Source organism: Micromonospora marina, from assembly GCF_900091565.1.
GTDB classification, from domain to species: Bacteria; Actinomycetota; Actinomycetes; order Mycobacteriales; family Micromonosporaceae; genus Micromonospora; species Micromonospora marina.
The window spans coordinates 16,712-28,407 of the sequence record NZ_FMCV01000036.1 but is presented as its reverse complement, the minus strand read 5'-3'; the positions used below and the strand labels follow the sequence as shown (position 1 = coordinate 28,407).

The following is an 11,696-nucleotide window of genomic DNA, read 5'->3' as shown; positions in this document are numbered from 1 at the left end:
CGGGTGGCGATCCAGTCGGCGAGGTTGTCGATGCTCATGCGGTAGGTGGCGGTGTTCGGGTCGGCGCTGTCGGCGATGGTGACGGTGTCGCCGTTGTCGCGGTAGCCGGTGACGCTGATGTAGTGGCCGCCTTCGAAGGAGTGGGTGGTGCCGTCGGTGTCGGTGGCGGTGCCGGCGATGTTGGCGACCACGGCCCGGCCGGCGTCGACGGTCTTGATCACGTCGGCGCGCAGGGTGTCGGTCTGCTTGTCGTCGGCCTTGGGGGTGCTGATCTCGACCGACTTGTAGGCGTCGGTGGCGCCGGTCTGCTTGTTCAGCACGGGGGTGATGTCGTTGATGCTGTCGGTGCCGGCCTCGGTGGTGCCCATCTCGCGGGCCATGGCGTGCACGTCGATGTTCTTGCCCTGCACGGACAGGGCGTTGCGGGCGGCGGCGGGGCCGCAGAAGTAGAAGTTGGGCTGGGCCTCGTAGCGGACGTCGAGTTCCCGCTCGCCGTGGTTCTTGCGGTCGGTCACCATCGCGGTGGTGCCGGTGGTGCCGGTGGTGCCGGTGGGGGCGGCGTGGGCGGCGATCGCGGGGCCGGCGATGCCACCGGCGGTGGCGGCGATACCGGCAGCGGTCAGAACGGTCTTACGCAGCAGAGTGGTAGCCATGATGGTGGCCTCCCTGAAGTGGGGGATGACGCGGCGGGGGTGCCGCGCGGGGGAGAGTCTTCGGGGGTGCCCGTCGGAGGGCCGGCGCGCGGGCGGCCGGGGGGCCTGCTGTCCGCGGCTCAAGGGGATGTAACGACGACCCGGCCGGGATGATTCCCTGACCTGCCTCACGGCCGGTGGGCCGGTGGTCGGCGCTCGACCCGGTGCCTCGGCGGTCAGCCATGTACAACGCCCCTGGCCCGGCCCGGATTCCGCCACGGCAGTGGCACCCGCCACCACAACGCGGCACCGAACCGGGCAAACGCCCCGGAACTCCCGCCGATGCCCAGCGAACGACCCCCTGGGCTCGTCCGCTGCCGGCCGGTCGCGCCTGCTGTCCAGCGTGTGCCGTCCGGCTTGCCGGCACATCACCACCGACCCGTGCCCGGGTGGAACGCCATGGGTGTCTCGGTCGGCGTTTGACACCCATGGCGTTCCAGCCACGGGTCCGGTCCCGATGGGCGAAACCGCCGTCCCGCCTCCCGGGAGGCCAACCACTCTCTCGCGCGATCTTGCAGTTTGGTGCCCGGCAACCTCGCGAAGCGGGCATCCTGCGGGCCCGAAGTGCAAGATCGCGTGGGGCTACGGCGGCGGTGGAGGAGGCGGTGAGGAAGGTGCGCCGGCTGGACCTCGTGGGCTGACCCTCGGCGGTCGCGTGGTTTCCCATCCCGGCATCCTCGCGCCGATCACGAGGAATGCCCACATAGTTGCTGATGGATGAATCGTGGGCACGTTTGTCGCAGGTCTGCCCGGGAACGGCAGAAGGCATGACGAAACCACGGGTGGTGATCGTGGGGGCCGGGTTCGCCGGGTACCACGCGGCCAAGACGTTGCGCCGACTGGCCCGCGACCGGGCCGAGATCGTCCTGCTGAACACGACCGACTACTTCCTCTACCTGCCGCTGCTGCCCGAGGTGGCGGCCGGCGTGGTGGAGCCGACCCGGATCGCGGTGCCGCTCGCCGGCACGCTCGACGGCGTCCGTGTGGTGGTCGGCGAGGCCGACCGGGTCGACCTGCAGAACCGGTGGGTCGGCTACCGCTCGATCGAGGGCGACCACGGACAGCTCGCCTACGACCGGCTGGTGCTCAGCGTCGGCAGCGTCAACAAGCTGCTGCCGATCCCCGGCGTGACCGAGTACGCCCACGGCTTCCGTGGCCTGCCCGAGGCGCTGTTCCTGCACGACCACGTGGTCCGGCAGGTGGAGCTGGCCGAGCTGACCGACGACCCGGCCGAGCAGCGGGCCCGCACCACGTTCGTGGTGGTCGGCGCCGGCTACACCGGCACCGAGGTGGCCGCGCACGGGCAGCTGTTCACCGACCGGCTGACGGCCCAGCGCCCGCACCTGAAGGTCCGGCCGCGCTGGATGCTGCTGGACGTGGCACCCCGGGCGCTGCCCGAACTGGACCGGCGGATGTCCGTCACCGCGGACCGGGTGCTGCGCAAACGCGGCGTGGACGTGCGGATGGGCACCTCGGTTGCCGAGGCCACCCCGGACGGAGTGATGCTCACCGACGGCGAGTACGTCCCGACGTGCAGCCTCATCTGGTGCGTCGGGGTACGCCCCGACCCGTTCGTGGCCGAGCTGGGCCTGCGGACCGAGAAGGGCCGGCTCGTGGTCGACGAGTTCCTCAACGTCCCCGGCTACCCGGAGGTGTTCGCCTGCGGCGACGCCGCCGCCGTGCCCGACCCGACCCGGCCGGGGCAGGTGTGCGCGATGACCGCGCAGCACGCCCAGCGGCAGGGCAAGCTGGCCGCGCACAACATCGCCGCGTCGTACGGCCAGGGCGTGCGCAAGTCGTACAAGCACCACGACCTGGGCTGGGTGGTGGACCTGGGCGGCAAGGACGCGGCGGCGAACCCGCTCAAGGTGCCGCTGGCCGGGCTGCCGGCCAAGGCAGTCACCCGCGGATACCACCTGCTGGCCATGCCCGGCAACCGTTCCCGGGTCGCGGCCGACTGGGCGCTGGACGCGACGCTGCCCCGGCCCGCCGTACAGCTCGGCCTGGTCCCCGCCAACGCGGTGCCGCTGGAGAGCGAGTCGCCGGAGCTGGCCCGCCGCCACTGATCGCCGCGAACGCGGCCAGGAACACCGGCCGCGGCGGCGTACCCGACGTTCGAGACGGTCCACGAGCGGTTCGAGGGCGACGGCGAAGAACACCGCCACCAGCACCCGCCGGGTGGTCCAGACCAGCGCCAGTCCGACCACGGTGGCGAGGACCAGACCGATCACGATCAGCGTCCGGCGCCCGGTCGACCGGTCCTCGGCGGCGCTCACCGGGCGCGGCTACCCGCGCCGGGGACACGAAGACCCGGGTCAGCCCGGCTCGGCGTCGGTGACCGGGTGGGCACCCGCGGCGAACGCGTCGAGCGGCGCGGCGTGCAGCACGGTCCCGGGCACCGGGTCCGCCGCGACGCGGGCGGCGAGCCTGCGTACCGGCAGCCGGCCCGGCTCGGGCGAGGCGGCGAGCACCACGTTGCCGTACCGGCGGCCGCGCAGCATCCGCCGGTCGGCGACCAGGCACACGTCGGCGAACACCGCGCGCAGCGTGGCCACCTGCGCCCGGGTGTGCGCCAGCGGCGGGAGATCGGTGAGGTTGATCAGATAGAGGCCGTCCGGGCGCAGCACCCGCGCCACCTGCGCCGCGAACTCCACCGCCGCCACGTGCGGCGGCATCCGGGCCGCCCGGTACACGTCGGCCACCACCACGTCGTACGCCCCGGACGGCTCCTCGGCGACCGTCTCCCGGGCGTCGCCGAGCGCCACCACCACCTCCGGCGGCAGCCGCGGCAGCTTCCGCCGGACCAGCTCGACCACGCCCGGGTGACGTTCGACCACCCGTTGCGCCGAACCGGGCCGGGTGCTCGCGAGCCAGCGCGGCAGCGTCAGCGCGCCGCCGCCGAGGTGCAGGGTGGTCAGGGCCGCGCCGCGCGGGGCTGCCAGGTCGATCGCGGCGGCGATCCGCCGCACGTACTCGAAGTGCAGGTACCGGGCGTCGGCCACGTCCACGTACGACTGCTCGACCCCGTCCGCGAGCAGCGTGCGCCCGGACGGGCGGGCCGGGTCCACCACGATCTCCAGGGTCTCGGTGTCGTCGTGATCCACGGCGGGACACGGTACCGCCCGGCCACGGGCGGCCCCGGCCCGCGTGGGGCCGGGGCCGCCCCGCCGCCGGCTCAGCCGGCCGCCATCCCGGCGCCGGCCTCGTCGACTGCCGCGTCCACCCGGTGCGCGAGGTCCACGTCCGCCGCCGTCACGCCGTCGACCTGCTGGGTGCGGACCGTCAGCACGGCGTTGTCCGGGTCCGGCCGCCCGATCTGCGGCGACCGCCCGACGTCGGACTTGAGCCGGTCCAGCCGGTCGAGCACCCGGTCCAGGTTGCCGCCGGGCAGCTCGATCGTGCGCACGAGCGACCGCCGGTCGCTGGACCAGTAGGGCAGCGTGGCGAGCGCGTCGCGCAACTCCGCCCCGGTCAGCGGCGCGGTGGCCGAGGACGCGCCCACCAGGCCGCCGCCGAAGTCGGTCGGCCCGAGCAGGTCACGCAACTCGTCGGGTACGCGCAGCGACTCGACCAGCTCCGCGTCGGCCTCGGTGAGCGCGGCGAGTGTGGCCTCGGCCTGGTACCGCGCCTGCTCCGGGGTGAGCCGGCCGTACCGGCCCACCTCGGCCAGGAAGCCGGGCAGGTCCCGGCGGGGTGCCAGGCCGTACATCGGCACCACGTCGTGCAGGGTCAGCGGCACCGCCTCCAGCAGCCGCTCCCGTTCCGCCTCGTCCAGCGCCTGGGCCAGGGCCAGCACGGTGCCCTCCGCCGCGACCCTGGCCGTGGTGAAGTCCACCCCCGCGCGCCGGCTCACGTCGTCGACGAGATCCCGGTAGCGCATCGAGAGCCCGGGTGACGGCACCGGGTCCGGCAGCGGGCGCGGGCGCTCCGCGACGGCGACCGGCGGCGGCGCGGGACCACCACGGGTGCTGTCCGGCTTGTGCGGGCCGGCCGGCGGCGGGCCGGACCGGTCGTGCTCGTCCAGCGAGGTGACCTGCTTGGACGCGCTCAGGCTGGCACCGATCTGGCTCGGCCGCAGCCCTCGCTCACGGGCCTCGCGGGCCAGGGCCCGGCGGCGCTGGTTGTCGCCCTCCATCTGCTTGCGCATCGTCGCACCTCGTTCCTGGGTCGGTTCGCGCTTGCGTCGACCGCGTTCCCGGCGCTGCCGGGAAGGTAACGGCGGACCTCCCGGCGGACGCTTCATTCGCTGCGGGTGAGGAGCGCTCACCCCGGCGGGCGGCAGGCTCGGACGGACCGGACAACTTCCGACGCACGCGGAAGGGCAGGTCGACATGAAACGGATCGTGGAGATCGTCCCCGCCCGTCCCGGCTGGTACGCCCGTTGGCGGATCGGCCCGGACGCCACCCGCTCCTACCCGGTGACCCTCTGGGCCCTGCTGGAGCACCACGACGGCAGCGGACGCGAGGTGGTCGGCGTCGACTGCGTCGGGCAGTGGCCCGGCGCGGACGACGACGACATGAGCGGTGACTTCGTCCGTTATCTGTTCCAGACGCCCGATTCCGGCGCGCCGGAGGACATCGAACCGCCATCCGCGGGCCGGTCACGCGACGAGGCACCGCACCGGCAGGCCGCGCCGGCCGCCTGAGCCATCCTCCCGGCCCCCGGCCCCTGGTCCCAGGGCCGGGGGTCACCCCTGTCCGCCGGGTCGGGTCAGCCCGCCTCGCGGGCCCCGCCGCCGGTCAGGTCACGCGGCGGGGCGGCCAGCAGCTCGGCCAGGCCGGTGCGCTCCAGCAGGTGCCGCACCTGCGGGTTCAGGTTCAGCAGGCGGATGGCCCCGGTGCCGGCCCGGTGGATCACCACGAGCGCGCTCAGCCCGGAGGAGTCGCAGAGGCCCACCCCGGCGAAGTCGAGTTCCAGCTCCTGACGGCCGTCGCGGCGCAGACCGGCCACGGCCTCGACGAGTTCCGGCGCGGTGTCGAAGTCCAGCTCCCCGGCCAGCCGGACCCGGGCGGAACCGGCGTCGAGCCGGTCCACCTCGATGGTCAGCATCTGGGCGGGCACGCCTCCATGTTCCCAGCCGGGCGCGGCCGGGAAACCCCCGGGGTCACGCGGACGCGGTCGAACCCGGCGCGGGGTGGCCGGCGGTGTCGTCGACCGGCGCGCGGTCGAGCAGGCCGGTGACGCCGGTCAGGTCGAGGATGGTCTCCAGGAAGCGCGGGACCGCGCGCAGTTCGATGGCGGTGCCGGCCTGCTGGCCCTCCCGCCAGGTGTGCACGATCACGGACAGGCCGGTGCTGTCCATGAACTGCAGGTCGCCGAAGTCGAACACCAGCGTCGTCGGGCGCCCGGCGAGCAGCCGGTCGATCTCGGCGCGCAGCGGGCCCGCGGTGGCGTACGCCAGGTCACCGCCGACGACGACCACCGGGACAGCCGGATCGGATCGATCCACGGAGATGCTCAGCGGACTCGCCTCGGGCCTTCTCCGTTGAGGGACCACGTCACGCCTTTCCGCGAGGTTGCCGGTCGGGCCGGAATGACAGGATCGTAACAACAGCACCATCACCTCGCTGGACGCGCGATCCGGCCGGCAGCGCCGTGGGGTGGCGGTCGCGGCATACCGGCGTAGGGTGGACGTCGAGACGTGACCACAGGCGCCGTGTCCGGCGCCCTCGGGTGTCGACGAGGAGAGTGGGGCTCAGCTGGTGACTGCTGCCGACGTCAGGGGTGCCGACCCGGGCGACGGACGGATCTCCACGCCGAGTGCCGCACGGGCTCCGGTGTGGTCCGCCGTCGCGCCGGCGCCGTCCGCCCTGCCGCCGCTGGCAGCCGACCGCGACCTCACCGTCGCGAACTGGTCCGAGGTGGTCGAGCATTTCCGTGAGGGCCTGGTCGTGTGCGACGCCGACGGTGTCGTCCAGCACGTGAGCCCGGTCGCGGAGCGGCTGATCCCCGAGGTGACGCCCGGCGAGCCGCTGGCCGCCGCCGGCCCGGCCCCGCTGCGCGGCGACGGCCCGGCCGAGTTCGCCCACCACGGGCGGCGGCTGCGCGTGCGCCCGGTCGCGTTGTCCCACCGCCGGCGCTGCTGGTACGTCGACGACGTCACCGAGAGTTTCAGCCGGGCCGACGCGGTGCTCGCCGAGCGGGCCCGTTCGGCGTTCCTCGCCGTGGTCGGCGAGAAGCTCGGCAACCCCCTGCACCCGGACCGGGCCGCCGCCGCCGTGGTGCGGCTGGCCGTGCCCACGGCGGCCGACGTGGCGGTCCTCGTACTCGCCCCCCGCTCCGGCCGCGCCCGCTGGTGGCGGGCGGTCCGCGCGGACGACCGGCCGCCGGTGGTGGACAGCGGGATGCTGCCCGCCACGGCGCTCCCCGCGGCCATCGAGGCCGGCCTCGCCGGTGCCGAGCCGCACGAGCTGGACTGGCTGGTCGAGCAGGCCGCCGAAGCGGGCTGGCTGCCCGGCCTGGACGCCGCCGGCGCCACCGCGCGGGTGGTGCCGCTGCCCGGCCGGGAGGCGCCGGCCGGTGCGCTGCTGGTGGCCCGGCGCGCCGACCGCTGGTACGACGAGGCCGACGTGGACCTGGTCCGCGCGTTCGCGGCCCGGGCCGGCGCGGCGCTGACCACCGCCATGCTCTACCGCGACCAGGCCGAGGTCGCCGACACGTTGCAGGCCAGTCTGCTGCCGGTCGAGCCGGCCTCGGCGACGGGCGTGCAGTGGGGCACCGCGTACCGGCCGGCGCAGGCCGGTCTGCGCATCGGCGGTGACTTCTACGGTTCGCACCGGCTCGCCGACGGCGGCTCCGTCTTCTTCCTCGGTGACGTGTCCGGCAAGGGTGTGGAGGCGGCCGTGTTCACCGGCCAGCTGCGCCAGTGCCTCCAGGCGTTGCACCGGGTCGAGACCCGGCCGGGGCGGCTGCTGAAGCTGCTCAACGACGCCTTGCTGGAGACCACGCAGGCGCACGGGCAGGGCCGGTTCGCCACCATGGTGCTCGGCGTGGCCCGGCCGCACCGCGACGGCGGCCTGACGCTGACCCTGGCCGGCGGCGGCCACCTGCCGCCGCTGGTGCTGCGGGAGTCCGGCGAGGTCGAGGTGGTGCCGCTGCGTGGCATGCTGATCGGCGTGGTGCCCGATCCCCGCATCGGCGAGGAGACGGTGCACCTGGCGGCGGGGGAGACCTGCCTGTTCTACAGCGACGGGGTGACCGAGGCCCGGGGCGGCCGGCGTGGTGACGAGCAGTTCGGCGCCGAGCGGCTGCTCCACGCGGTGACCGGCTGTCACCGGATGCCCGCGCCGGCGCTCGCGGAACGGATCGAGCAGGTGACCTGCGACTGGCTCGCCCACGGCGACCACGACGACATCGCCGTGCTGGCGCTGCGGGCCACCGGCCCGGCGGGGCGGTCGCCGCGGCACCTGCACGCGGTGCCGGATCCCGAGACCGAGCGATCGAGGGAGTTGTCCGCGTGACCGTGCCGACCGTCGATACCGACCCGGGCCACGCCTTCTCCCGCTATCTGAAGTGCCTGGCCGACGCCGACGAGTCCGCCGCCGTGGCGACCGCCCGGGGGCTGCTGGAGGCGGGTGTGCCGGCCGAGCGGGTGCTGCTGGAACTGGTCGCCCCGGCCCAGGCGGAGGTGGGCGAGCGCTGGGCCCGCAACGAGTGGAGCGTGGCCGAGGAGCACGCCGCCACCCACATCAGCGAGCGGGTGGTGGCCGCGGTGGCCGCGTACGCCGATCCTCGCCCGACCCGGGGGCGGATCGTGATGGCCTGCATGGACGGTGAGTGGCACGCGCTGCCGGCCCGGCTGGTGGCCGAGGTGCTGCGGCTGCGCGGCTGGCAGGTCGTCTTCCTCGGCGCCAGCGTCCCCGCCGCGCACCTGGTGTCGTACCTGCACCGCTACGACGCGGAGGCGGTGGCGCTCGCCTGCGCCCTGCCGATGCGGCTGCCGCACGCCCACCGGATGGTGGAGGCGTGCCGCCGCTCCGACGTGCCGGTGCTGGTCGGCGGCCGGGGCTTCGGCGACGACGGCCGATGGGCCCGCGTGCTCGGTGTGCCGTGGGCGCCCGACGCGCCGGCGGCGGCGGACCTGGTCGCCGACGAGCGGGCGTTGCGCGAGACGCCGCCCGCGCGGCTGGACCACCTGGCCGACGACGAGTACGTCAGCCTGGTGAAGCGGCGCGGCGAGCTGATCGACAGCGCCCTGGCCGACCTGCGGGAGCGGGTGCCGTCGACGGCCAACTACACGGCGGCGCAGCTCGACTCCACGATCAGCGACCTCGGCTACATCGTGGACTTCCTGGCCGCCGCGCTCTACGTGGACGACGCGACCCTGTTCACCGGGTTCGTCGAGTGGCTGGTGGAGATCCTGGTGAGCCGGGGTGTGCCGGCGGGCGCGATCGGGTCGACGCTGGAGCACTATGGACAGCAGCTGCGCGACTTCCCGCGCGCTGCCGCCTTCCTCGACCGGGGCCGTGCTCTGGTGGGCGGGTTGTCGGCGGCGGGCCGCTGACGGGAGTTCGACCGGCCGTCACATATACTTGCACCACTGCAAGGATTCGCCTGCGGTGGGAGCGAGAGGGGCCGCTGTGACGTTCACCGTCACGTACGCCCAGCGGGACGGGGGCGGCACCTGCCTCCGGCTGGCCGGCGAACTCGACCTCAGCACGGCCGGCGAGCTGAACTCGACGATCGACCGGCTGGTCACCGAGGGGCGGCGCGAGCTGCTTCTCGATCTCACCGAACTGACGTTCTGCGACTCCACCGGCCTCGCGGCCTTCGTCCGGGGGGACAACCTCGTCGCCGCCGACGGCGGGTGGCTGCGCCTGACCGGGGCGACCGGGCCGGTCGCCCGGGTGCTCCAGGTGACCGGGCTCGCCGAGGTGCTCCACCACGGCCGCGACCCGGCCGACCCGGCCGCCTCGGCCGCCCCCTGATCCGGTACATTTCCCCGCCAGCAGCCGGCCGTGCGGCCGGACGCCCTCCTCACCACGAAGCAGGTAAACCGATGGGCCAGACCAGTCCCAGCCCCGTCCGCATCCTGGTGGTGGACGACGACCCGGGCGACGTTCTGATGATCGAGGAGGCGCTCGCCGACTCCGACGTCGACAAGGTCATCGAGGTGGTCGCCGACGGCCAGGAGGCGATGGAGTTCCTCCGGCGCGAGGGCCGGCACACCGAGGCGCAGCGCCCGGACATGATCTTGCTCGACCTGAACATGCCCCGGATGGACGGGCGGCAGGTGCTCGGCGAGGTCAAGGGTGACGAGAGCCTGCGGACCATCCCGATCGTCGTGCTCACCACCTCCAACGCCGACACCGACGTGGTCAGCAGCTACACGTTGCAGGCCAATGCGTACGTGACGAAGCCGATCGACCTGGACGACTTCAACGACGTGGTGCGCCGCATCGACGAGTTCTTCGGCCGGGTGGTCGTGCTCCCGAAGCACCAGTAGGGGCGGGAAGTCCGGGCCTCCGCATCCTGAACATTTTGCGGGAACGGCCGCGCCCGGGATCGCCCGGACCGCAGGATCGGCAGGTGGGGACGTACACCGGCTGCCTGGGGGGCGACGCATGAGGTTCTCGGTGGTGGAGGCCGGCTACGACAGGCGGCAGGTCGACGCCTGCCTGGACGAGCTGGGCCTGCGGCTGGGGCGGCTGGCGGCGCGTGCGGAGGGCGCCGCCGGGGTCGGCCGGGAGTGGGACCAGATCCGGTCGGACGCCCTGCACCTGTGCGACTTCCTGCGTCGGCGTACCGCTCCGGTCGAAGGGGACGCGTTCCGCCCGTCGGCGGCCGAACGGGAGGCCGCCGAACTGCTGGCGCAGGCCCGCGCCGAGCTGGAGGCCGCACGCGAGGAGGCCCGCCGGGTGCGGGAGGAGGCGTACGCCGAGGCCGTGCGGGCACGCCGCGAGTTCGAGGCGGCTCTGCTGGCGCGTCGTCGCCGGGAGTCCCGGGTCGACGAGATCCTGGCCGGGGCACGTGGTGATCGGGTTGCGGTGGACACCCCGACCGCCGCGGCGAGCGTGCGGCCCGGCGCCGCCGGGCGCAGCGCCGCCTGACCCGCGCCGGGTCAGACCAGCGCCGCCACCACCGTCGTGGCGCGCTTCTCGTGCCGGGCGTACGCGTCGGGGTAGGCGGACACCTGCACCGCCTGGGCGGCGGCGGTGACGCTCATGTCCTCCCAGCCCGGCACCTCGCGCAGCGCGGCGTAGAAGGCCCGGGCCGCGTACGCCGGGCGCATGAGCTGGGCGACGGTGCCCCAGCCGCTGCTGGGACGCTGCTGGAACAGCCCGACCGAGTCGTGGTCGGAGCCGCTGCCCTGGTGCGGATGGTCGAAGGACTCCGGCAGCACGTCGCTGGCCAGGTTGTAGAGGTTGCTCTCCTGCATGGCGGTGGACACTGCCACGACCAGGGCCCGGCGGGGCATCTTCATCTCCCGCCCCACGTCGACGATGGCCTGGGCGTTGTCCATCTGCCGCTGGTCCAGGCCGGCCACCGGCCGGGGGCGCTTGGGCGCCACGGGCCTGCGCGGCGGCTCCTTCGTCGCGGGGGTGGCGCTGGGTGCGGGAGCCGGCGGAGGCAGGGCCGCGGCGGCCGGTGGCGTGCGCCGGGTGAAGTCGCGGGAGGCGCGCTGGTCGGCGGCGGCCCGCTCGGCGACCGCCTCGCGCACCTCCAGGTGTGCCGGGCCGCTCTCGCCGACTCCGGCCACGCCGATCAGGCCGAGGCAGCAGGTGACGCCGGTGGCCACCGCGATCCGGCCGGTTCCGGACCGGGCCGGGCCGCGTCGTGGCGGCTCCGGGGCTCGGTGACGTCCCACCCTCCGTTCGGCTGATGCCGGGTCAATCGTTCGGCGAACCGGGCGGTTGGCGGGCGGCGGCTGATGATCGGGGTGGTCGGGGTGCACCCGCCGAGGCTAGAAAGCTTCCCGGTCTTTGCCATCGGGGTGATTGGTGGCATGCGCCACAATCTGCCGGATTCCTGGACGACATTAGGGATGGAGAGTCATTAAAGCC

At 74.4% G+C, this 11,696-nt stretch carries 13 protein-coding genes; 7 read left to right on the top strand and 6 right to left on the bottom strand.

Going from position 1 to position 11,696, the window contains the following annotated elements:
- A partial coding sequence (locus tag GA0070215_RS26785; protein WP_091051365.1) for a C39 family peptidase occupies positions 1–653 on the bottom strand: 653 nt, incomplete at its 3' end.
- Between the two features lie 806 nt (positions 654–1,459).
- On the opposite strand from GA0070215_RS26785, the gene GA0070215_RS26780 reads away from it, so the two are divergent.
- Complete coding sequence (locus tag GA0070215_RS26780; protein ID WP_026268323.1) at positions 1,460–2,758, top strand: NAD(P)/FAD-dependent oxidoreductase; 1,299 nt, start codon at positions 1,460–1,462, stop codon at positions 2,756–2,758.
- Positions 2,759–3,007: 249 nt separating this feature from the next.
- On the opposite strand, the gene GA0070215_RS26770 is transcribed toward GA0070215_RS26780, so the two are convergent.
- Positions 3,008–3,796 (bottom strand): spermidine synthase, encoded by a 789-nt coding sequence (locus GA0070215_RS26770; RefSeq protein ID WP_208600431.1) that lies wholly within the window; start codon positions 3,794–3,796, stop codon positions 3,008–3,010.
- A gap of 71 nt (positions 3,797–3,867) precedes the next feature.
- Positions 3,868–4,839 (bottom strand): DUF2267 domain-containing protein, encoded by a 972-nt coding sequence (locus tag GA0070215_RS26765; protein ID WP_091051359.1) that lies wholly within the window; start codon positions 4,837–4,839, stop codon positions 3,868–3,870.
- 184 nt (positions 4,840–5,023) lie between these two features.
- On the opposite strand from GA0070215_RS26765, the gene GA0070215_RS26760 reads away from it, so the two are divergent.
- A complete protein-coding gene (locus GA0070215_RS26760) occupies positions 5,024–5,338 on the top strand; it encodes a hypothetical protein (RefSeq protein ID WP_018787252.1) in 315 nt (104 codons plus the stop codon).
- Between the two features lie 65 nt (positions 5,339–5,403).
- Here GA0070215_RS26760 and GA0070215_RS26755 read toward each other — a convergent pair whose 3' ends face one another.
- Both GA0070215_RS26755 and GA0070215_RS26750 read right to left on the bottom strand, forming a co-directional pair.
- Positions 5,404–5,754, bottom strand: coding sequence for an STAS domain-containing protein (locus tag GA0070215_RS26755; RefSeq protein ID WP_244167163.1), 351 nt, complete (start codon positions 5,752–5,754; stop codon positions 5,404–5,406).
- A gap of 43 nt (positions 5,755–5,797) precedes the next feature.
- Entirely contained in the window at positions 5,798–6,142 is a 345-nt protein-coding gene (locus tag GA0070215_RS26750; RefSeq protein ID WP_091051356.1) for an STAS domain-containing protein, read from the bottom strand.
- 253 nt (positions 6,143–6,395) lie between these two features.
- Here GA0070215_RS26750 and GA0070215_RS26745 point away from each other — a divergent pair, with 253 nt between their 5' ends.
- From GA0070215_RS26745 to GA0070215_RS26725, 5 genes are all read left to right on the top strand, one after another.
- Positions 6,396–8,153: a PP2C family protein-serine/threonine phosphatase gene (locus GA0070215_RS26745; protein WP_026268325.1), complete on the top strand. Its 1,758-nt coding sequence runs from the start codon at positions 6,396–6,398 to the stop codon at positions 8,151–8,153.
- A complete protein-coding gene (locus tag GA0070215_RS26740) occupies positions 8,150–9,196 on the top strand; it encodes a cobalamin B12-binding domain-containing protein (RefSeq protein WP_091051351.1) in 1,047 nt (348 codons plus the stop codon). Before GA0070215_RS26745 ends, GA0070215_RS26740 begins: the two co-directional genes overlap by 4 nt.
- 76 nt (positions 9,197–9,272) lie before the next feature.
- Positions 9,273–9,620, top strand: coding sequence for an STAS domain-containing protein (locus GA0070215_RS26735; protein WP_018787257.1), 348 nt, complete (start codon positions 9,273–9,275; stop codon positions 9,618–9,620).
- Between the two features lie 71 nt (positions 9,621–9,691).
- Entirely contained in the window at positions 9,692–10,138 is a 447-nt protein-coding gene (locus GA0070215_RS26730) for a response regulator (RefSeq protein ID WP_018787258.1), read from the top strand.
- A gap of 118 nt (positions 10,139–10,256) precedes the next feature.
- A complete protein-coding gene (locus GA0070215_RS26725) occupies positions 10,257–10,742 on the top strand; it encodes a h+transporting two-sector ATPase b/b' subunit (protein ID WP_018787259.1) in 486 nt (161 codons plus the stop codon).
- Positions 10,743–10,753: 11 nt separating this feature from the next.
- Here GA0070215_RS26725 and GA0070215_RS26720 read toward each other — a convergent pair whose 3' ends face one another.
- Positions 10,754–11,587: a hypothetical protein gene (locus tag GA0070215_RS26720; RefSeq protein WP_208600430.1), complete on the bottom strand. Its 834-nt coding sequence runs from the start codon at positions 11,585–11,587 to the stop codon at positions 10,754–10,756.
- Between the last annotated feature and the right edge of the window lie 109 nt (positions 11,588–11,696).

Coding starts and splice junctions, on each gene's coding strand:
- GA0070215_RS26725 (WP_018787259.1), top strand. CDS start 10,257: ATGAGGTTCTCGGTGGTGGAGGCCGGCTACGACAGGCGGCAGGTCGAC.
- GA0070215_RS26730 (WP_018787258.1), top strand. CDS start 9,692: ATGGGCCAGACCAGTCCCAGCCCCGTCCGCATCCTGGTGGTGGACGAC.
- GA0070215_RS26760 (WP_018787252.1), top strand. CDS start 5,024: ATGAAACGGATCGTGGAGATCGTCCCCGCCCGTCCCGGCTGGTACGCC.
- GA0070215_RS26780 (WP_026268323.1), top strand. CDS start 1,460: ATGACGAAACCACGGGTGGTGATCGTGGGGGCCGGGTTCGCCGGGTAC.
- GA0070215_RS26765 (WP_091051359.1), bottom strand. CDS start 4,839: ATGCGCAAGCAGATGGAGGGCGACAACCAGCGCCGCCGGGCCCTGGCC.